The sequence below is a fragment of the Tenacibaculum sp. nBUS_03 genome (assembly GCF_051201695.1).
In the GTDB taxonomy this organism is placed as follows: Bacteria; Bacteroidota; Bacteroidia; order Flavobacteriales; family Flavobacteriaceae; genus Polaribacter.
The window spans coordinates 2,584,776-2,606,031 of sequence record NZ_CP179214.1; the positions used below are offsets into that span (position 1 = coordinate 2,584,776).

General features: G+C 30.9%; 17 protein-coding genes and 1 pseudogene. 5 read left to right on the forward strand and 13 right to left on the reverse strand.

Features of this window, described 5'->3' with window-relative positions:
- Positions 1–13: 13 nt before the first annotated feature.
- The 13 genes from ACMFBB_RS11965 to ACMFBB_RS12025 all read right to left on the reverse strand — a co-directional run bounded on the left by ACMFBB_RS11965 (position 14) and on the right by ACMFBB_RS12025 (position 15,485).
- A complete protein-coding gene (locus ACMFBB_RS11965) occupies positions 14–613 on the reverse strand; it encodes a hypothetical protein (protein WP_435261011.1) in 600 nt (199 codons plus the stop codon).
- 139 nt (positions 614–752) lie between these two features.
- Entirely contained in the window at positions 753–2,042 is a 1,290-nt protein-coding gene (locus ACMFBB_RS11970; RefSeq protein WP_435261012.1) for a hypothetical protein, read from the reverse strand.
- 81 nt (positions 2,043–2,123) lie between these two features.
- Positions 2,124–4,010: a hypothetical protein gene (locus ACMFBB_RS11975; protein WP_435261013.1), complete on the reverse strand. Its 1,887-nt coding sequence runs from the start codon at positions 4,008–4,010 to the stop codon at positions 2,124–2,126.
- A 97-nt stretch (positions 4,011–4,107) separates the two neighbouring features.
- Positions 4,108–4,671, reverse strand: a complete 564-nt coding sequence (locus tag ACMFBB_RS11980) for a hypothetical protein (protein ID WP_435261014.1) — start codon at positions 4,669–4,671, stop codon at positions 4,108–4,110.
- Between the two features lie 89 nt (positions 4,672–4,760).
- Positions 4,761–5,180: a phage holin family protein gene (locus ACMFBB_RS11985; protein WP_435261015.1), complete on the reverse strand. Its 420-nt coding sequence runs from the start codon at positions 5,178–5,180 to the stop codon at positions 4,761–4,763.
- Complete coding sequence (locus ACMFBB_RS11990; RefSeq protein ID WP_435261016.1) at positions 5,173–5,604, reverse strand: TIGR02594 family protein; 432 nt, start codon at positions 5,602–5,604, stop codon at positions 5,173–5,175. The genes ACMFBB_RS11985 and ACMFBB_RS11990 overlap by 8 nt, the downstream gene beginning before the upstream one ends.
- Before the next feature lie 231 nt (positions 5,605–5,835).
- Positions 5,836–6,243, reverse strand: a complete 408-nt coding sequence (locus tag ACMFBB_RS11995; RefSeq protein WP_435261017.1) for a hypothetical protein — start codon at positions 6,241–6,243, stop codon at positions 5,836–5,838.
- A gap of 211 nt (positions 6,244–6,454) precedes the next feature.
- Complete coding sequence (locus ACMFBB_RS12000) at positions 6,455–6,604, reverse strand: hypothetical protein (RefSeq protein ID WP_435261018.1); 150 nt, start codon at positions 6,602–6,604, stop codon at positions 6,455–6,457.
- A gap of 412 nt (positions 6,605–7,016) precedes the next feature.
- Positions 7,017–7,469, reverse strand: a complete 453-nt coding sequence (locus ACMFBB_RS12005) for an SMI1/KNR4 family protein (RefSeq protein WP_435261019.1) — start codon at positions 7,467–7,469, stop codon at positions 7,017–7,019.
- A 19-nt stretch (positions 7,470–7,488) separates the two neighbouring features.
- On the reverse strand, positions 7,489–8,691 hold the full coding sequence (locus tag ACMFBB_RS12010) for an HNH endonuclease (protein WP_435261020.1): 1,203 nt from the start codon (positions 8,689–8,691) through the stop codon (positions 7,489–7,491).
- A 45-nt stretch (positions 8,692–8,736) separates the two neighbouring features.
- Entirely contained in the window at positions 8,737–9,153 is a 417-nt protein-coding gene (locus ACMFBB_RS12015) for an SMI1/KNR4 family protein (protein ID WP_435261021.1), read from the reverse strand.
- Entirely contained in the window at positions 9,153–11,753 is a 2,601-nt protein-coding gene (locus tag ACMFBB_RS12020; protein ID WP_435261022.1) for an HNH endonuclease, read from the reverse strand. Before ACMFBB_RS12020 ends, ACMFBB_RS12015 begins: the two co-directional genes overlap by 1 nt.
- 225 nt (positions 11,754–11,978) lie before the next feature.
- Positions 11,979–15,485, reverse strand: coding sequence for a hypothetical protein (locus ACMFBB_RS12025; RefSeq protein ID WP_435261023.1), 3,507 nt, complete (start codon positions 15,483–15,485; stop codon positions 11,979–11,981).
- A gap of 316 nt (positions 15,486–15,801) precedes the next feature.
- Here ACMFBB_RS12025 and ACMFBB_RS12030 point away from each other — a divergent pair, with 316 nt between their 5' ends.
- The 5 genes and pseudogenes from ACMFBB_RS12030 to ACMFBB_RS12050 all read left to right on the forward strand — a co-directional run bounded on the left by ACMFBB_RS12030 (position 15,802) and on the right by ACMFBB_RS12050 (position 21,252).
- Positions 15,802–16,602: a S24 family peptidase gene (locus tag ACMFBB_RS12030; RefSeq protein WP_435261024.1), complete on the forward strand. Its 801-nt coding sequence runs from the start codon at positions 15,802–15,804 to the stop codon at positions 16,600–16,602.
- A 7-nt stretch (positions 16,603–16,609) separates the two neighbouring features.
- Positions 16,610–17,230: a DUF6973 domain-containing protein gene (locus ACMFBB_RS12035; RefSeq protein ID WP_435261025.1), complete on the forward strand. Its 621-nt coding sequence runs from the start codon at positions 16,610–16,612 to the stop codon at positions 17,228–17,230.
- Positions 17,230–17,913, forward strand: a complete 684-nt coding sequence (locus ACMFBB_RS12040; RefSeq protein WP_435261026.1) for an alpha/beta fold hydrolase — start codon at positions 17,230–17,232, stop codon at positions 17,911–17,913. Before ACMFBB_RS12035 ends, ACMFBB_RS12040 begins: the two co-directional genes overlap by 1 nt.
- A 632-nt stretch (positions 17,914–18,545) precedes the next feature.
- Positions 18,546–19,223 (forward strand): succinate dehydrogenase cytochrome b subunit, encoded by a 678-nt coding sequence (locus tag ACMFBB_RS12045; protein ID WP_435261027.1) that lies wholly within the window; start codon positions 18,546–18,548, stop codon positions 19,221–19,223.
- 12 nt (positions 19,224–19,235) lie between these two features.
- A pseudogene (locus ACMFBB_RS12050) lies at positions 19,236–21,252 on the forward strand (fumarate reductase/succinate dehydrogenase flavoprotein subunit).
- Positions 21,253–21,256 lie beyond the last annotated feature (4 nt).

Sequence of the window (21,256 nt, forward strand, 5' to 3'; positions counted from 1 at the left end):
TCTCTTTCTTTTTTTAATTGAATAATCGATATCCAAACCCAATGTTATGAGTAGGTTGGCTAAATTGATTTACATTTAAACGATAGCTAGCAAACCATTTCCCTTTTCGATTGTATTGTATTCCTAAACTTAGGTTGTCAAATTTTTGTGCATTTCCTCCAACTTCAGAAAACAAGTACAGACCGCTTCTATAGGTTTTTGGCTGTTCAATGGTTTTAGTAATCATGATTTCTCTGGGTACCTTTAATTTGTAGGATAACTGACTGTCTAACAATTTTCCTTTTACCAAATCGTAACTGTAAATTTCTACATCGGTATTGTTTAAAGTATCTCGGTATATTTTAGCTGCTATAAAGTTGGTAGTGTCTTTTATAAAAACAGTGTCTTTTATAATTTTGGTAATGTCATTTTTATGAACATATACTTTTTTATATTTTATAGTTTGTACTTTGAAAGTATCTATTTTAGTTTGCCAAATGGTATCTCTAACAATGGTTATTTTAGGTTTTTCTACCTTAGTTTTATTCGTTTTTCTTGAAAATAGATTGATAAGTAACAGCAATAGTATACCTATCAATACTATTGTATTGACCTTAGGGTTTGAAAGTTTCATAATTAGTGTTTTATGGATGAAAGAAAGTGTATGTTTTCTAAAGTGAAATAGTATTCACAGAAATAACATAAAACACGGATGTTTAAAAAAGGAAAAAGAACCGCTAAAACATAGTTAGCGGTTAAATTTTGCTTTTTGTTTATGGTGTGTAAATATTGGTTCTATACGTTATGTTTAACCTTATTTCTCCATTGGTGAAATTTATAGTATCAATATAAGTACCGTTTAATTCTCTGAACCTTATAGTTCCTGACCCTACATTAAAATCTATTATTAATTTATCAGGATTGGTATAATTACTTCCTTTAAAAAGAGTCATGTTAGAAGAAATCCAATAACCAGATGCTGAGGCAGGATAAGGCATGCCTCCTATGTTTAAATCTAAAGAATTACCATTTCCATTTATATTTTGTATTTGTAAATACGTATGAATTAAGTTTCCAATTCTAACATATGACGACCCAGTAGTACTTCCATTAGTGTAAGTACCTCCTCCTAATACAGGATTAAAAGTACCTTCTTCATAAAAATCAGGTTTCATTAACCCGGCCTTAGTGGCATCTGCTAATGGTAAAACTATATTGTTACCAGTACTAGATTCTATTGTTCTTGTTGAGGAATTATAGGATAAAGTTGTTTGACTATTTGAAGCACCTACTGCATTGATAATTGGAGATTGTGGATTGGTATTATCAATTGTGATATTTGTTCCTGCTTGTATTTGTGGAATATCTTCGGTAGTGGCTAGAGTGCCATTTTTATAAGGTATTATTAAACGTTTTTGACCATTACTCATTATCTGATTATAATCGTAGGTTAGCATTATAGAGTTGTTAAATCCACCAGAATTAAAGAAAAGAATTGAGTTTTCATTAAAAACTCCCGTTAAATTATTTCTTTTGTGTGAAGAACCTAGAGAGTGATATACCGATTGGTAATTACTATTGCCACCTTGATTTATAATCAATCCGTTTTTATTTTGAATCTCTATATAATTTGTTGTGATATTATTTAGATCTGTAACTTGTTGAAGATTTAAATCACCTTTCAGGTTACTTAAATCCACAGTAAACGTTGAGTTATCATCACGGGTAAAAGTTGCTATTCCGTTTGAGTCAACTGTACCAGAAACTAAACGTGCTAAATTAGTATCATCAATATATTGGGTTAAATCTATTTCCTTAACGGCTACACCATCTTTTAGTAAAGCTAATTTGTTTCCTGTAATTTCTGACAATGTATATTCAGGAATATTTAGTGTTGGAGCTACGTTTACTTCACCAGTTTCATTAATAACAAATCTACGATTTGCTTCTCCCTCAGGTTGTTTGCTGTCTACATAGCTATCAACTAAATTTGAGTATTGTTCTTGAGTTGGTTTATCGCCAGTTTCAAAATAGGTTTTAATTGTTGTTTTATCTTGTTTCATTTTTAATTTTTTTATAAGTTTTTTTTTGATAAAAAAGAGTCGCTAAAAACTAACTGTTAGCGACTAAACTTTATTAAATATTTATAACTGATGAGTAAATATTGATTCCTTTTCTTTTATAGACCTAGTGTCAGGAAAATCAGCATTTACAGCATTATGAAATATTTTGCCATAATTTACCACTGCATTAGGTACTTGAATATGATTAACACCATTTTCTGGACGTTTTAATAAATACTCTGCTCCATTAACATCTATTTTGTTTTCTCCTAAAAACAAAACAGATGAGTCTGTTATAGGGTCATCATTAGTAGTGTCGGAAATTTCTCCTAACATTCCATTAGCTTTAAAATGACAATCTATAATTTTTATTCTTGGATCTACTTTTGTATTAATAGCGTTTTGGTTACCATATAATCTTGTATAAAACAGCATACCAGTTCCTTCATTGATCCATTCTAACTCTTGTAATAGAATTTCAACAGTATTGTAATCGGTTTTTTCCACAGACCAACTCCCAAGGTGAAGTAAATATGTTGAAGAATTTGTTTTCACTTTACCACTAAATTTAACATATGCATTGTAGCCTAAACCTCCATTGTTTTTCATTAACAAATTATTAACTCCTTCGATAAATGAATTTTTAAACCTCATATTAATGTTTGCATTACGTGTATTTGAAAACAAATAAGCGCTTATTTGATTTGGGTTTTTAATTGAGCCAATAGACAAATCAAAACAACCTCCTGAATTAAAATTTTCAGACTTCACCCAAGAAGTATATGTGCCCAAACCATTGAAAACTTGCAATTTTCCTATTGTACAATCTGTTAAGTCAATTTCTCCAACATCAATTTTACAATGTAAGTCTTTATCTACACCACGTCTAATATTTGTAAAACAGTCTATGTAAGAATTACCGCTAGTTTTTTTGTAAATAATTTTACCAATTTTCACATTTATATTGTCATATTTTTCTGAGGTAGGCTTAAAAACACTCCCAGACTGCCCTGTTGTTGTATCTACATAAAATTCATTAATATCAAAAAGAATTGAAGCGTAATCGTTTGAAGAGTTTACAAAATTTATTGGGCATAAACTATATGATTCTTCAGCTGCTCCTTCATCTAAAACTAGGGCTCGATTCAAAATAACTTTTGCATTTTTCCAAATATTAAAATATGCATACCTTGTTGCATGAATCTCTCCATTAGGCATATAAATATTACAATTAGTTACATTGAATGTGAAATTTTGCAGTTTTATTATTGCTTTTTTCTCTGAGTAAATGCTTAATCCCTGGATATTTGAAAATTCCTTAGTTATTGGAAAAACACCATCTGAGGCGATAATAATTTTAAAATTGGTGTCTTTAAATTTTAGTGATTCTAACTCGGTGAACACATCATCTAAATTATTAAAAAAACTATCAAAACTCCCAATTTTTGGTGTATGAGTAGCGTTTTCTGCTTTAACAACAACAAAATTGTTATCTAGAATCACATCTGGCTTATTTTTAATAAAATCAACTTGAGTAGTATCTGTTTGGTTCCAATCTGCTTGAGTTTGATTACCAGAAGCCCCTACCAAACTACTAAAATCAACAGTAAATGTTGAGTTGTCATCTCTTTTAAAAGTAGCTATTCCTGCTGAATCAACTGTTCCTGAAGCTAAACGAGATAAATTAGTGTCGTCAATATACTGAGTTAAATCTATTTCTTTAACAGTTATGCCATCTTTTAATAAAGCTAATTTGTTTCCCGTAATTTCTGACAACGTATATTCAGGGATATTTAGTGTTGGAGCAACGTTTACTTCACCAGTTTCATTAATAACAAATCTACGATTTGCTTCTCCCTCAGGTTGTTTGCTGTCTACATAGCTATCAACTAAATTTGAGTATTGTTCTTGAGTTGGTTTATCGCCAGTTTCAAAATAGGTTTTAATTGTTGTTTTATCTTGTTTCATTTTTTTACTTTTTTATCGGTTTATTTTTTGATAAAAAAGAGGCGCTAAAAACTAATTGTTAGCGACTAAACTTTTATGTTTATTGTTCTATAGCTACTTATAGCCCTGGAGTTATTTTATATCCGTCAGTGGTAATAACTCTGTAGGTAGCATAAATAGTTAAACCATCATTTCCTGCATTAATGGTGCCTTGAGGTGAAACTGTAAAAGGGGTGTTTATAGGTATACTTCTACTTTCTTGTGTACTTTGTGATGTTTTTACCACGTAATTACCACCATTAATATTTGATAATGAGATTGCAGCTATACCTTGGTTAAATAATAAATATGAATCTCCGTAATAGTTTCCATTAAAGTTAAAAACAGTATTCACTGAAAGGATATCAATAATGGTGTTTTCTCCTTGTGCAGGAATAATTATTTTTGTTTCACCTGATTCTAATTCGGTTTCAGATATAAAAATTTTTGCTGTTTTAAAAACAGATTTTTCTTTGGTAATTAAAGATACATTTCCTTCTTGATTAATGGTAAATGTTCTGTTGTTTTCTCCTACTGGTTGTTTTGTATCAATAAAGCTATCAATTAAATCTGAAAACTGTTGTTGGGTTGGTTTGTCTCCAGTTTCAAAATATGCTTTTAAAGTTTCTTTGTTTTGTTTCATTTTTTACTTTTTTATCGGTTTATTAAATTGGTTTCTGATAAAAAAGAGGCGCTATAAACTAATTGTTAGCGACTAAACTTTTTCTTTTCTTATTTTTTTTCTTGATCTTTTTCTTCGGCTATTTGGTTTATAGTGTCTTTTAGACCGCTTTGTTTTAATAAATTAAGTAGAGCTTTAAAGGGGTTAACGCCGTAAATTTTATTATAATTTTCTAAAATTGATTTTATTTCAGTGACAGCTATAAAACCTGCAATTATTTTTAAGAAGGGTACTTCATTTACAATGTGTTTTTCTAAAAAATAAGCGGATATAATCACTAAATTATAGATAAAAAACTTAGATATTGTATTTGCAATTTTTCCGCTTTTTATAGGTGTTTGCAATTTTATTGCAGCATATGCTCCGGTTATAAAATCAACTATAATTAAAAACATCATGGTTGTTAACACTCCATTTAAAGGTGATAGTAAAGCTAACAACCAAAAAATGATATGTGTTATCTTATCCATTTTTTCTTAGTTTTCTATATTCTAGCACTCTTTTTTTTGGATATGCTTTTATACTCACACTATTTCCTTGATTACCGCCTAGTAGGTAAACATATCTTTTTGATTCTTTTATTAAAAAAGCAACATGCCCTTTCCAGCTGTTTGGAGATTCTCTCCATAAAACAACGACATTGCCTGGTTCAGGTTTATTTGATGAGGTACCTACAGTTAACCAGCTTCTTGCTGTTAATTTGTCTGAGTATTCGTAACCTGCTTGTTTGGCTACCCAACTAGCAAAGGCACTACACCAAGCTGTTTCATCCTTAAATTTTGCTCCATCAAACCCTAAGGATGTAAAGTAATTTACAATTTGGGGGTGATCTTTAGAGCCTCTTATTTCTTTTACGCCATATTGTGATAACGCTGTTGATATTAAACTATTCATACAAATGTTTGATTTTAAGCGTTAGCAGACAAAACTTTTAAGTTTTCGATTCTTTTTCTTTTTTTCTATACCTGATGGAGGTTTAATCTAACTTCTTTGGTTTCTGCTTAACATTAAAAAGGTTAATAAATAAATGAACTATTAGAAAAGCAATACAAATATATAACATATTACTAATTAAAACAAAACAATTTACAAATACTTTTGTAAATTGTTTTAGTTTATTGGTTTTTAAGTCCTTTCTTTATTGAAATAGATACATCCATTTTTCACAGAATCAGTGTCAATAAATACACTGTTTTTTTGATCTATTTGTAGTGTAAAACTGTATGCGAAATTAAGAATGGTAAATTGCATTCCACATCCTTCAATTTCAATGCCTAACTTGTTTTGAAGCTCATTACAGTCTTCTTCACTAATGTATTCATTAGCGGTTACCAATATGCTCAATAGCTTTGTAGCTCCTTTAATGAGCAAAGAGAAGCTTAGTTGGAAAATTTCCTTTTCGAAGAAAGATTTAGAAGCTTTATTGTTGATAATAGAAAGTGATTCTGATAAATCAACTACATTGTTTTTTGTAAAAACTTTAAAGATTCGTTCGCACAAAAAAGGAGGTGCTTTTTTTGATGGGTTTTTCATAGCGTTTTATTTTTAATTTCATATGCATGTTAAACATACAAACATATGTTTTAAAACGCTGTTAAAATGATACTATTGTTTTGTTAAAGTATGATTTTAAATTTATTAGCTATCTTTTATTTCAATAAAAAACCATCTAATTTTTAGGTAGTTTAATTTTTTTGTTCTGATGATAAAAGTATTGAATCTAAAATATAATTAGCTTCTTGAGTTATTCTTGTTCCCTAGGGTGATTTGTAGGTCTACCATCTGTTAATGAGCTAAACTCTTCGTTTTTGATAAAGGATTCGAAATTCATTAAGTAAGAATAAATCTCTTCATTTGTAAATTTTAATTTTCCTCTTATGGGAGCGTTTTCCATTATTGATTCAAAACTAAACTCTCTGTTTTCTTTTACCTAACTTAAGGATTCAAAAATATCTATAGTACTTTTATCATGGACATTCTTAAATTTATTCGCCATTATTTAATTAAAACTGTTCCAGTTTTTCTACTTCATACAAATAAAAAATGGGCGTCATTAAATGTGCCTTTATTATTCTCATCAGTTGTAATTGTTTTTGTTAGATAGCCTTTAAATAACTCCACTAATTAAAGGTAATAACTTCAGCAGAAGCGACAAAACAAAAAACTACCTCACAATCTAATGTAAGGTAGCCATATTTTTTATATAATTCTTGCTATCTACTAATACTTGACCTGGATTACAAATACACGCTATAGTAGAGAGTTTATCGATTATGTATTATTCATTAATACTTAAGATATTACCTCTAATGTAATCCTTCTATAAATTCTTGAAAAGAACTACATACATACTGTAAACTACTCCCATCCCAATAATGCAGATAAATGGTATCATAATCCTCATCTTTAGTAGAAATACAATAAGTTGCTCCGCCCGAATTCTGTCCAAAAGGATATAAAAACTCAGGTAACTCTTTCTCTTCAATCTGATAATCCTCAATAATTTCATTAACAGTTACTAAGTCATCTAAAGCATCCAGTACATCATTATTTTTATATTCTGGATCAATTGAATAGAAAAAATCAAAATCAAAGTCCAACCCTACTTTTTTAGAGTAAAAATTAGATTTATCAGGGTACCCTCCGTTATTTTGAAGAATAAACTCCGTGTACGAGTTTGGTAAGTTTAAATCATATATTTTCACAAATTGCTCAAACTTATCTAATGAAATTTTTTCAATACTGTCTGTTATTTTCATTTTTTTCATATTTTACTTATTATGATTTTGACCTTGCAATACCAAAAAACAACTCTATTATACCAGGAGCTCCTTTATGAGGAAAACATGCGGTATGTATTTTTGTCTTTACCAACTGCATAGTACACTCTCCTGTAATGGGATCATAATCATCCATATGATGCCATGTATACCTATTCGGCTTATTTTTGCCATTTGGCACATACTTTTTGGTAAACCCAGGCATAAACTTTTCTACCGCTTCATTACAAAGACGAAAATCATCACTGTCTATCCCTGTTACTTTTATCTTAATCTTACCAAATCTTTTATCAGCATTAAATAAATACTGCGGTGTATGTAGAAAATCCGGCACCAAACCTCTTCCTTTTTCAGTTCCTCCTTTAAGCCCACTTTTTAAAATATTAATTCCTTTATTTCTATATTTTATTAATGCTTTTTTCAACGGGTCAAATCTTTTGGAATCGCTCTTAACAGCTATTTTAAGCACCCTATCAAATTCAGAAATAATCTCCTCATTGCTCTTTTCCATTTTTTTAAGATATTTCTCAATATCATCCTGTTTACCTTTCATTATAATATCCTCTTCCGCATCTAGAATTGAAATATTGGTACTAGCCCCTTTTTCCCTTAGAACTTTTAAACTTCTTTCATTTAAAACATTACTATACTTAATACTCAAATCCTCTGCCAATTTATCTAAATAATGTTGAACTTTCTTCTTCGCGTTTCCTCCACTAGTACGAATCTCATCAATTCGTTGTGCAAATTTACGAATAGCATCTTCTGTACCCTCCAAAATGGTTTTCCCATTTTGCTTTACTATATAAATTGCTCCATTAGCTTGCTGCGCGAGTACTTTTCCTGTATTAGGATCTAGTTTTTGAGAAATAACAACACCTAAGTCATATAGTAAATCAAGAGCGGCTTCTAAGCCATTAAAAATTTGATTAACAACACTGTTTAGTTTATTAATAAATTCTAAAATTATTTTTTTAAATTCATCAACATACTTTGGAATGTTTTTAGAAAAGTCTAATAACTTTTTAACTACCTTAATAAAAGTATCAAAGGTAAACGTTACTGTTTTTCGAATTGCTTTTCCTGTTGTGTTTGCTAAAGGTTTGTACGATTGAAATACGGTTTTTATTCCTTTTGCAATATTTCCTGAACCTCCAGTTAAGAAAAAAGTGGCGACTTTATAAATAAAAAAGGTTGTCAATTAATTGACAACCTTTTTTATTTATAAAGACAATTTACTTATTCTTTAATAATCATCATCTTCAGAAAGTCCACTCAAGAAGTCTTCAAACGAATTCGCAAGAAACTCGGGTTCTATATCTCCCATATCCATGAGTAAATAATAGATCTTTCCATAGTCTTTTCCTTCATTTAGATCCATACATATCTGATTACCTCCTGGGTCATATGCAAAAGGAAGATAACCTAAGGGTAAAACATCTTTTAAGGATATGATTTGATTCTCTAGTGTTATTTTTCCATTTTTGATTGGGTTAAAGTGAGCTATATTTACACCTTTAAAATAATCTTTCTCGGGAGCTCCTCCGTTGAACTTTAGCACATGTGCTTTATATATTTCTGGCAAATTGAGCTTGAATTCCTTTTCAAAAGCTACTAAATCTTCACTTTTAATTTTCTCTTTTGTTAAATAAAAATCGGTCATTATAAGTATTTTGTTAATGGTATTAAAAAAACAGATTGCCCAGCGGAACCAAAATGTTTGTAGGTTGCTTCATGAGCCTCTCTTAAAACTAATTGCATAGTACACCCTAAATTCTCATCTAAATCATCTAGATGATGCCATGTATACTCCTCTAGTATGGCTTTTCTAGTTTTATTATCCATTATTTCCATTTTTTCAAAAGCTTCGTCAAAATCTAATTTTCTACTTCCTTTTAGTTGAATTTTAACAATACCTTTATTATTGAATAAATAAGGCGTTTCTTCAAAATCAGGAGAGGTACCATTTTTACTTAAAGGAACATCATACCCTTTTTGTTTAGCTGTTTGAGGGTTATATTTCGCCTTTCTTAATCTTAGTTCCTTATTTACTTGTTCTATTATTTTTTTTCGTTCTTTTTTCGTCTTTTTCGTAAATTTAATAAAGGTATCGAAATCTTTTTTACTTACTCTAAAAATTCTTTTTCCAAATTTATCAAAAATATCAATATTAGAGGTAAGAAGCTTTTTAATATATTCTCCATTAGCAACCTTTAATAATTTATTTTCATAATTCTTGGTTTCCAAGAACTCATCCAAATACTTTTCAGCACCTTCTTTACTAAGTTTCTTTAGTTTTTCAGCAAGTTCTTCTACTTCTTTTTTAGAACCCCGAAAAACTTCTTTTCCTTCTCTGATAAGTGCATAAATATTATCTCCAACAGGTACTGGAATACCACTCGCTAAAACAGGCTGTTGTGGTACTTTTTTTATAACAATACCTAACTTATTGTATAGTGTTAATATTTCATCAGAAAAGATAAGGACTCTTTTGTTTAACTTCCTAATAAAATCCAAAATCAAACCTCTTAATTCATCAACATACTTTGGAATGTTTTTAGAAAAGTCTAATAACTTTTTAACTACCTTAATAAAAGTATCAAAGGTAAACGTTACTGTTTTTCGAATTGCTTTTCCTGTTGTGTTTGCTAAAGATTTGTACGATTGAAATACGGTTTTTAACCCTTTTGCAATATTTCCTGAACCTCCGGTTAAGAAAAAAGTAACTACTTCTGAAGCTATAAAACCAATTGAAAAGCCTAAATAGTATCCTAGTGCACTTGGGGCAACCTCTACATTGCTTACCTTGTTAAAAAGTCCTTTTATTAAAGCAAAGGATAACTTAGGTAATTCTGCTAAAAAGGAAACTACCTTTTTAAGATTTTCTACTGTAAAAGCGTTTGTAATAATATCTATAAAGTTTTCAAAACTTTCAACAAACATACTTAAGTAACTTGTTGGGTTTTCAAAGAACTTGGTTGACTGAATTACGCCATTTATAATATCCAGTAACAATGCTAATATATCAAAAATAGCTTTAAAAAACTCTACAATACTATTAATTAAACCTACTAATAATCCATTAATAAAATAGTAAAATTCATGTAGTTTATCATTTATTACTTCAAAAAAAGTATCGAGTATTTCTGGGATGCCTTTAAGGGTATTTACAAACTTTGTTGCGTCAAAACGTACTAACTTTTTTATAAAGCTATGTTCTTGAATTTGTTTTTCAAATGAAACTAATCTTTCACCTAATGGAGCTATATATGTTGAGTATATTTTACTTGTCAATTCTTTGGTGTTTAAAACACCATCTTCAGGGAGTTTGGGTAATAAAGGAGAAAAATTACGATTTCCTTTTCCGTCTTTACTTTGAGTGTCCCAATATGTATTTCCAAGTTTTGCTTCATTGATTAATTTACTGATGTCTTTAAGGCCAGTAGATAGCCCAGTTAGAGTGGTGCTAGTCCCCCAACGTATGATTTTACTACCTTCTTGCAGGTTTTTAAACAATAATAGATAAAACCAGCTGTTTTCATTTTTTAATTCTTCACGAATCATCGTTGAAAGCTCATTTGCAATTATAGATACACCATAAGCTCTGGCTATCTGTGCTACTCTAATTCTGTCAGTTTCAGGTAGTGTTTTTACATTTCTTCCTTTTTTTAATCGAAATACAGTGCCGAATAAATTGGTGCCTGAGTTTCGTTCAATAAAAATAAGTACTTCATGGTCATTTACGCTTTTGATATTTTGGTAAGCGTGTTCTAAACGTGCTCCGTCTTCTGAAATAAATAATGTAACAAAAGCTTCATACTCAATATTATGGTTGGGTTTGCTTTTGGGCTGTTTTCCTATTACAACTTCATCTAAATTAAAATTACTATCTAGCATAATGTAATTTCTAGAGTTGATAGTGTAATAAGGTATTTTCCCATCTTGAAAGTCCTGTTTATGAGCTTCTATTATGCTAAAAGTTTTTTCAGTTACTTCGTATTCAATTTCTTCTGTTTTTGCATATCCTGAAGTTTGATTGTTTTGATCTAAATAGAATGTTCCATACTCTGAAGATAATATTCTGTCAAAGTGAATATAGTATTTGTTTAGTGTTTTATATCCTTTTTCTATCTCTATAAAAAGGACTTCGTTAATGGTTTCTGTTTCTTTGATTTTGTTTTGTACTATGTCTGAAAAAACTAGTGTATCTCCAAAATTAGTTTTATGTTCAAAGTGTTTTTTTCCGTATATATGTGAATGCATAGCGTTTGTTTTTTAAGGTTGATAAAAAACAAACTTTACCTTTTGTATTTGTAGGTTTTTAGAATAATAGTTGTGACTATTTAAAACCAAATTTTTAAAAAAAGATATTAGAAGTGATAGGGAGCAATTGTAAGAATTATTGTCCCTATCACAAATTCATCTAAAACGAACTTTATTCTAATAAAACACTTAGGTAAAGTTTGTTGTTAATGTGTTTAACAACACTTAAGCTACGGTATTTGTTTGGCCAACAATGTCAAAGTCAACACCATCTGGTGATGTTTTTACACTGCTGAACAACCCGTTTTCCTCACAGTTTGGATTGCATGGTAAGCCTCCTTCGTTTAAAGCTACAGAATCTGCTTGTAATACAGTTAATGAGGTTGGTACTCTTGTTTCCCAAGTTCCTTCAACATCACCTTGTATGGCTTTCATTTCGTCGGCAATAGACACATATAAATCGTCATCCATATTGGTAACCATACCTTGGCCATTCCAAATTTCTCCAGTTTTCATATACCAGTTTACAGTATCTTCAAATCCTTGACGAACAGGAATTATAGTTTTAGCCATGGCGCTTTGTAAAAAGGCTTTAAATATTGGGTCATTTCCTTCTTCAAGTTTTAACGATTCGCTCCAATTATCTTTTTTCCCATAGAAATAAGGGTAAAAAGTGTATGCCATGATTTCCCAATCGAATGCTTGTTCGAAGAATTTAATTACCTCATTATGTTGTTGAAAGCGTGCACTTCTATTTACTGTTTTGTAGTCTTCATTGATATAATGACTTTCAGCAGTAGATAAATCAAAAGGTTTAGTTAGTAAATCTATAGCGATACGCTTTAATTCTCTTTTTTCAATAGCTCTGTTTGCTAATCCTCCTTTATCTTTTACAGATTTTTCTTCTTCTTTACGTTTAAGTTCTTCCTTTTGTAATTTTAATTGATCTTCATATTCTTTTAAGTTAATGTTGTAGTCTTGAAGTTGTAAATTATATGCATCAATTATTTTCTTGTATGCTTTACTTTTCCATTCTTCTTTAGCTTCATTGGTAAGGTTGCAGTTAAGCTTAAGACTCAAGGTATAAGCTCCAACATCCCAAGTGCGTATTGAGTATGGTAGTTCGTTTTTAATTTTATCAAGAGCACCTTCGTTACTAAAAAATTCTCTATCTCCAGTAGCAGGTGTTATTCCAGCAACTACAGCAGTAAAGCCCATGTTTTTTTTTATTCCACCAGCGGCAACAGTTCCGGTTAGCGTTACTGTAAAATAATTACATTCATAGTTTTCTGGGATTTCTGTAGTAAAACTCCCTGATCCTCCACCTTTTTGATGCACACCACTTCTACTTTTATTTAAAATTATATCGTTAGCTAATGGAGTGTCAATATCAATGCTGTATATGCCTTCTAGTATTTGATAATTAGATTCATTTAAATCAGAAGGGCTTTTTATAGTCAGGTTTTTTAAATCTTTAGGATGAACTGGTTTTTTAGGAGGAGTAATAAATAAAGTATCATCCTCGTTTCCTATTTGCGAGTTTATTAAAAACTTAGCAGGTTCAGGTAAAGCAAATTCATACATTAATCGTTTGCCGTAGTTTATTATTTTGTTTTTATATATCTTGTCTACCCATCTATAAACTCCATTAATGTGTTTATCACCCTTTCTATTGTCAAATCCATGAGAATTGTTTTCTTCATGTTCTTGTAATATTCTTGAGGTGCGTTTTGTGCTTGTTTTTTGAATTACACGTTCTAATGCTTTTTCAGTTACATCTTGTGCGTATGTTTTTGCTTGTGTATTAGAATCTGAAATGGCATTTGAAGAAGATCTGTTGTAATTCATGCCAACAGTTGCTCCAAATCCAGTGTAGCTAGCGTTCGCTCCAAAACTCGTAGCTGTATCTTTATTAACAATTGACGAAGCTTCATTGTGCATTTCATTTCGCTCAGTTGTAATTGTGTCTGTTAGGTTTTCTACTTCTCTCTCAGAGTTTCTTTCTGTAGCGGTTTCTCTACTTGATAAGCTTCTTGTGGTTCGTTCTTTGTATTCTTTAGCCATTATATTGTCAATATGTGATACTTCACCAGGGACATAGCAACACACTTCTTGTTCAACCCTTCTAAAATCGGCAATACCTAATTGAGAGATACCGTATAATATTCCTTCGCCACCTTTGTCTGCATTATCTTCAGGATTTTTTATTGAGCATTGACCAAAAATACCTTTTGATTCTAAATAACCATCATCAGTATAAATTGTAAAATCGTCTAATCCAAATATTAATGTTTCTCCACTACTTAAAGTAAATTCAGCTTTTATCTTATAGTTTCCTTCGCTTATGAAATTAGTTTTCTCCGGGAAAAATTCAATTTCTAGTACAGAGTCTAAGCTGCTTTTTTTACTTTTAACAGTTGTACCCGAGTAGAGTGTTTCATTGTTCGAGTTAGTGATTTCATACGATGTTGATGTTACTGAGATGTTGTTTGCGTCTTCAACTTTTAAATGTACAATTACACTAGATTCTTTATTTGAATTACTGTGTAAGTAGCCAGTATATGAATATAAAGGCTTTTGATTTTCAACATTTATACTAATGTTTTCACCACGTACATTAACGTTTCTCGTGTCTTCTGGTGTTGTATTAAAAATTGTTTGATATTGAGTTTTTATTTTTTTCTCAAGTGTTTTTTTAACTTCTGAGAATATATCTAAGTTTTTAAATTCTTCTGAATTTAAAACGTTTAATGTGCCTTGAGAAAACTGAAGGTCAGGGTCTGGAGCATTAGTGTTTCTGTCAATTTCAACGGTTTTTGTGAATTCAAATTTTGGCAACTCTAAGTCAGGAAAAGTTTCTATTGTTTTTTCAAAACCTGATTCTGAATCTAAAATTTTTTGTATGGTTGGAGTTGCAGCTCTCTTAATAGCTTCTACTTGTGAGCTGTGTGCCTCTAGAGCCGCTTGGTGTCTTTTTTGTTCTTTTTTTAGATGTATTTTTTCAATTTTTTGAACTTCACCGAGTATATCCTCATATTTTTGTAATCGTTTTTTTGCTTGCGCTACTTCTAGATTTGCTTTCATATAGCTAGCTACGTTAGCTGGTAATTTAGAGGTATTCTCTAGTGTTTGTTTTCTGCTAGAAATAACTACTTCTTTTGGAATAATTACACTGGCGTTAGCTCTACGAACAAATTCTTTTTCATTTTCTTCTGTAAATATAATTTCACCGGTTAACTCTTGAGAAAAGCTATTAGTGAACGCATTAAATGCTTTTAAAAATTTATTCGCTACTAGTACTTGTATTAAAGCTTCCCTTACATTTGCAGATGATTTATAGATAGTTTGATAAAATAAATTGTCCCAAAGAATACGTTCTTGGTCAAGAGTAAGTTCTTGTGCTCCATATAAATTTGATTTAATTGATGCATAAGATACATTTGTTTTATTGCGCATTAACCAATTTGAGAACCTAAAAAGGTTGTCATGTAGGTTTTTCACTTCTTGTCTTTTTGCAACAGGAGCGAATCCAGTATCGTAAGCAGTTTTTAGTGCTATTTTTCTTTCTTCTTCAGTAGTTGCTGTTTCAACTGCTTTTAAAGCAAGGCTTTCAGTTCTTTTTTCTTCAGGAAAAGATATAAATCCAATATTTAAATTTTTCTCTTCAATTGTTTGAGGGCTTCGTAATGTCACAAACCTAAATAGGTTTGATTTAATTGGTTTTTTACTCATTTTAATAGATTTTAATTTTTTTAATAAGCTCAATTGAGCAACTGTTGTTTTGCTTTTCTAACAGTTTCTGCTTCTTGTTTTGAACTTAATTCAATAAAATGTTTGAATTAAAAGGATGAGGTTTTAAAAAAATGATTGAAATCAAGTCGAAACCTCTAAAACGCAATTACCAAAACTATACAAATGTTTGATTTTTAAAGTTTTTTTGTATATTAGCAATTAATTACAGTGCAAATATATCACATTTTACAAACCAAACAAAACAAAAGTTTGATTAATTATGTAAAATGTTTAATTTTTTCATAAAAATGAAGGTATGGGGATATCAGAAAAAATAGCAACTATTAGAAATACTTTTAATTTAAACAATTTCTCTTTTTCAAAACGAATTGGAGTTACTGGAACTACTGTAGATAGTATAATTAACGGAAGGCCACAAGCAGATGGGACCAGAAAGAAGACAAAACCTGGGTACGATGTTCTTACTGCGATTATTAATGAATTTAATATAAATCCTGATTACTTATTTGGAAAAAGTGACATTATGCTTACGTCTGAAGTAAAAAACACTCCAACATATTCTGGAGTTCCTCAGGTTGTTTCTGTTAATGATTCAGGTAATGAAAATGTAATTTATGTACCTGTTCAAGCAAGAGCGGGGTATTTAAATGGGTATGGAGATTCTAGTTATATTGAACAATTACCTTCTTTTCATATGCCTCATTTAAATAATGGAACTTTCCGTTGTTTTGAAGTACAGGGCAATTCTATGGTGCGTACATTTTTTGATGGTGATTTAGTTTTTGGTAAATATGTTGAAAACCTGAATGATATTAAAGATGGTCGTATATATATTATAGTTAGCAAAAATGATGGTATTGTATTAAAAAGAGTTATTAATAGAATTCAAGAACGTGGGAAGCTTATCTTAAAAAGCGATAATAAAGATGGTAATTATCCAATGTATACTATAAATGCCGAGGAAATAATGGAGGTTTGGTATGTTTCTATGTTTGCTTCTAAGCAAATGCCTGAACCAGTTGATGTTTATGATAGGTTACACGATTTAGAATGTAAAATTGTTGAGTTACAAGAGCAGGTTAACAGTAAAAACTAACATATTCATGTTTAAAAAAATTCTGTTTTTGTTCATTTTTACAAGTACTTCATTGTTTTCTCAATCAAGTTGGGAAAAATTTAGAAAGCTGTCTTTTCCAAAAAAAATGTGGGTGCTTTCTCACCCATTTAAAGCTAAAAAGGCTTTACTTATATCAAAAGAAGCAACTAAAGTAGCAGATTCTATCAAGAAATCACCATTATTGGATGGGGATCCTTCTGGTGGAGAAGTAGATGCTTTTCGTCATGCTTTTTGGATGGCACGTTTGCGTCAAAAAATAGGTGAAAATGCAGCTCGTTCTTTGGGAAGAGCGCATGAAAAAGAAAACTATCAGACGTTTAAAAAACGTAAATTAGAAGATGGCGTAGTTCCAGATCAAATTTCTTCTTGCATGGATTTATTTAACAATGATGTTGGCTTGACTTTTACTAAAAAAGGAAGTGTAACTCCTAAACAAGGGTTGATATATCAGATAATAAATGCTATGCATCAGGGAAGATTGAAGGTAATTAAAAAAGATAAACAAGGCAAATTCTTAACGTGTAAAGGAGATGTTATTTCTGATGAATCGTTGCTAGGAAAATGGGAAAATAAGAAGTGCTTGGTGTTTTCTAATAAAAAAAGTTGATGAAAAAGGTATATTTTATATCTGGGACTATGTGCACGATAGACTTATGGAAGCTTGTGTTTTCAAGGTTAAAATACACAAACTTTGTTCATATTGATATTACATCAGCTACTTCTTTTAGTGATATTAATAAACTTATAATAAATGCGATTGACGCTCCTGCAATAATTGTAGGGTTTTCTTTAGGTGGATTTTCTGCCATGAACTTTGCGGTTGCTTATCCAGAAATGGTAAAAGAATTAGTCGTAATTGCTGCAAATTCAGACGCATTGGATCAGAATGAAATTCAATTACGAAAAAGTACCATTGATTTTCTAGAACAGCATAAATACAAAGGTGTTTCAAAGCATAGAATTCAACAGTTTCTTCACCCTGACAACTATCAAAATGAAAATATTATATCTGTCATAAAAAAAATGGATAGTGATTTAGGAAAGAAGGTTTTAATACGTCAATTAAAAGCAACATCTTCAAGAGTTGATATTTCTGAACACGTATCAAAATTAAAGGTTCCTGTTTTGTTTGTCTCTGCTGAAAATGACGCTTTGGTAAGTGCTGAAAGTATAAAAACCACATCAAAAACCTTATCTAAAGGACGGTACGTTTGTATTAAAAATTGTGGACATATGATTCCGTTAGAAAAATTTAATGAGCTGTCAGATATTATTAATCAATTCATTTGAAAATCTAAATGTACTTCAAAACTTAAAACAGGTAAAAAATAGTTTTAGTTTAGTAGAAAATAAGAATGTTTTAACGCTAAAATCATTAAAAAACTTAACGGGTACTTTTTATTAGTTCGGAATCCCTCTTTAAGTAGTGTTGATTTTTTTTAACAAGTTACTTTTGAAGAAACCAGTTCAGTGAGAATAACAGACAATAACGAATTGTAGAGTATTGATGATTTGAATATTTCATCCTTTAAGGCTAATTAAGAGATAGTAAATCATCGAAAACTACGAAACATAGATGGTTTAAAAAATTTAATACCTGTAAGTAGAGATGTTAACATACAAAAAAATAGTTTTTCAAGTACTTTAAACGGTTTTGAAAATTTAATTAATATTGAGGAGTTCTATATACTTAGTAATAAAATCAATAGTTTAATTAAATAAAGATTTACGGATTATTATATTATTTCGGAAAATTTATTCAGCCCAACTAAAAATTAGATAATAAACGGTGAATGTCACCAGTCATTCCTCTTATTCTATTTATACCCATTCTAAATATTAAATAAAACAATTCGTAAAGTTTGTTCAAGTAGCGCGTTCCTCTTAAATTTGTACTTATTATTTAATCAATAAACAAAATAATGAGCGGATTACTAAAATCTTCTATCGGAAGAAAGTTTGCTATGGCACTTTCAGCATTCTTCCTGATGTTTTTCTTATTACAACATTTTGCAATTAACATTACCTCAATTTTCCCTGATGATGGAGCTACATTTAACAAACTGTCGCACTTTATGGGTACAAATCCGATAATTCAGTATGCAATGCAACCTGTATTAATTTTTGGAGTTGTTTTTCATTTTGTAATGGGGTTCATACTAGAATTAAAAAACAAGAGCGCACGTAAAGTAAGTTATGCTAGAAATAATGGAGCAGCAAATTCTACTTGGATGAGCAGAAACATGATTTGGTCTGGTTTAGCGATTCTGGCTTTCGTAGCATTACATTTTATTGATTTTTGGTTTCCAGAAATTAACACCAAATTTATAAACGGTGATTGGAGCGGGTTACATGATGGTGAATTTAGGTACTTTCATGAGTTACAACACAAATTTTATAACCCAGCAAGAGTAGTTGCCTATGTTGTGGCTTTCGGGTTCTTGGCAATGCATTTGTTACATGGGTTTAATTCAGCATTCCAGTCAGTCGGTGCAAATAATAAATATACTAAAGGATTGAAAACGTTTAGTAAAGTTTATGCAATAGGTATTCCTGTTGGATTTATGATTATCGCGTTATTTCATCATTTCAATCATTAATACGAAACAAGTATGGCAACTTTAGATTCAAAAACTCCAAAAGGTCCCTTTAAAAGATAAATGGACTACTTATAAAGATAAAATAGACTTGGTAAACCCTGCCAATAAACGTTTGATAGATGTTATTGTAGTAGGTACTGGTTTAGCAGGTGGTTCTGCTTCTGCAACTCTAGCAGAGTTAGGGTATAATGTAAAAGCATTTGCTTACCAAGATTCTCCTCGTAGAGCCCATTCTATCGCAGCTCAAGGAGGAATAAATGCAGCAAAAAATTATCAGGGTGATGGTGACTCATTTTACCGTTTATTTTACGATACAGTGAAAGGTGGAGATTACCGTTCTCGTGAAGCAAACGTTCATCGTTTAGCTGAGGTTTCTGCAAATATTATTGATCAATGTGTGGCACAAGGTGTTCCTTTTGCTCGTGATTATGGTGGTTTGCTTGATAACCGTTCGTTTGGTGGAGTACTTGTGTCTCGTACATTTTATGCAAAAGGACAAACAGGTCAGCAATTGTTGCTAGGTGCATATTCTGCAATGAATCGTCAAATAGCTCGTGGTAAGATTGAGATGTTTAATCGTCATGAAATGCTAGATGTAGTTATTGTTGATGGTAAAGCTCGTGGTATTATTGCTCGTAATTTAGTAACTGGTGAGATAGAACGTCATTCTGCTCACGCAGTAGTTATAGCTTCAGGAGGTTATGGAAATGTATATTTCTTGTCAACGAATGCAATGGGTTCTAATGCAACAGCAGCATGGAAAATTCATAAGAAAGGAGCATATTTTGCAAATCCTTGCTATACACAAATTCACCCAACTTGTATCCCTCGTTCGGGAGATTACCAGTCTAAACTAACGTTAATGTCTGAATCATTACGTAATGATGGGCGTATTTGGGTTCCTAAGCACTTAGATGATGTGAAGGCAATTAGAGAAGGAAGTAAAAAACCAACTGAATTATTAGAAGATGATAGAGACTATTATTTAGAAAGAAGGTACCCTGCCTTTGGAAACTTAGTACCCCGTGATGTAGCTTCGCGTGCAGCGAAAGAACGTTGTGATGCTGGTTTTGGTGTTAATGCAACAGGAGAAGCTGTTTACTTAGATTTCGCTTCAGCAATTGATCGTTATGGAAGAGAACAGTGTAAAATACATAATATTAGTAATCCTTCTGATGAGAAAGTATATGAGTTAGGGCAAGCTATTGTTGAAGCAAAATATGGAAACTTATTCCAGATGTACCATAAAATTGTAGATCAAGACCCTTATAAAACACCAATGATGATTTATCCTGCTGTTCATTATACAATGGGAGGAGTGTGGGTTGATTATAATTTGATGACTACAGTTGATGGTTTGTATTGTTTAGGCGAAGCTAACTTCTCTGATCATGGTGCTAACCGATTAGGAGCATCAGCATTGATGCAAGGTTTATCTGATGGCTATTTCGTATTACCTTATACTATTGGCGATTATTTATCTAATGATATTCGTACAGGAAAAATACCAACTGACACAAAAGAATTTGATGTTGCAGAAAACGATGTGAAAGATCGAATTAATTTTTTCATTTCAAATAAAGGAAAGCACTCTGTAGATTATTACCACAAAAAGCTAGGAAATATTATGTGGGAGAAATGTGGTATGTCTCGTAATGAAAAAGGTTTAAAAGAAGCTATGGTTGAAATTAAAGCCTTACGTGAAGATTTTTGGAAAAATGTAACCGTGCCTGGTGATGCGAATGAAATGAATCCGGAGTTAGAAAAAGCAGGTCGAGTAGCAGATTTTCTAGAGTTAGGTGAATTATTTGCTAAAGATGCTTTAGATAGAAATGAATCTTGTGGAGGTCACTTTAGAGAAGAATCTGTTGAGTTGGATGGACTACAAAAAGGTGAAGCAAAGCGTAATGATAAAGACTATGCATACGTAGCGGCATGGGAATATAAAGGAGAACCAGCCGAAGCAATTTTACACAAAGAAGAGTTAGAGTTTAACGATATTGAATTAAAACAACGTTCATACAAATAAGATA

Coding starts and splice junctions, on each gene's coding strand:
- ACMFBB_RS12000 (WP_435261018.1), bottom strand. CDS start 6,604: ATGGAAAACGCTCCCATAAGAGGAAAATTAAAATTTACAAATGAAGAG.
- ACMFBB_RS11980 (WP_435261014.1), bottom strand. CDS start 4,671: ATGAAACAAAACAAAGAAACTTTAAAAGCATATTTTGAAACTGGAGAC.
- ACMFBB_RS11990 (WP_435261016.1), bottom strand. CDS start 5,604: ATGAATAGTTTAATATCAACAGCGTTATCACAATATGGCGTAAAAGAA.
- ACMFBB_RS12030 (WP_435261024.1), top strand. CDS start 15,802: ATGGGGATATCAGAAAAAATAGCAACTATTAGAAATACTTTTAATTTA.
- ACMFBB_RS11985 (WP_435261015.1), bottom strand. CDS start 5,180: ATGGATAAGATAACACATATCATTTTTTGGTTGTTAGCTTTACTATCA.
- ACMFBB_RS11975 (WP_435261013.1), bottom strand. CDS start 4,010: ATGAAACAAGATAAAACAACAATTAAAACCTATTTTGAAACTGGCGAT.
- ACMFBB_RS12045 (WP_435261027.1), top strand. CDS start 18,546: ATGAGCGGATTACTAAAATCTTCTATCGGAAGAAAGTTTGCTATGGCA.
- ACMFBB_RS12040 (WP_435261026.1), top strand. CDS start 17,230: ATGAAAAAGGTATATTTTATATCTGGGACTATGTGCACGATAGACTTA.
- ACMFBB_RS11970 (WP_435261012.1), bottom strand. CDS start 2,042: ATGAAACAAGATAAAACAACAATTAAAACCTATTTTGAAACTGGCGAT.
- ACMFBB_RS12035 (WP_435261025.1), top strand. CDS start 16,610: ATGTTTAAAAAAATTCTGTTTTTGTTCATTTTTACAAGTACTTCATTG.
- ACMFBB_RS11965 (WP_435261011.1), bottom strand. CDS start 613: ATGAAACTTTCAAACCCTAAGGTCAATACAATAGTATTGATAGGTATA.
- ACMFBB_RS12025 (WP_435261023.1), bottom strand. CDS start 15,485: ATGAGTAAAAAACCAATTAAATCAAACCTATTTAGGTTTGTGACATTA.
- ACMFBB_RS12005 (WP_435261019.1), bottom strand. CDS start 7,469: ATGAAAATAACAGACAGTATTGAAAAAATTTCATTAGATAAGTTTGAG.
- ACMFBB_RS12015 (WP_435261021.1), bottom strand. CDS start 9,153: ATGACCGATTTTTATTTAACAAAAGAGAAAATTAAAAGTGAAGATTTA.
- ACMFBB_RS12020 (WP_435261022.1), bottom strand. CDS start 11,753: ATGCATTCACATATATACGGAAAAAAACACTTTGAACATAAAACTAAT.
- ACMFBB_RS11995 (WP_435261017.1), bottom strand. CDS start 6,243: ATGAAAAACCCATCAAAAAAAGCACCTCCTTTTTTGTGCGAACGAATC.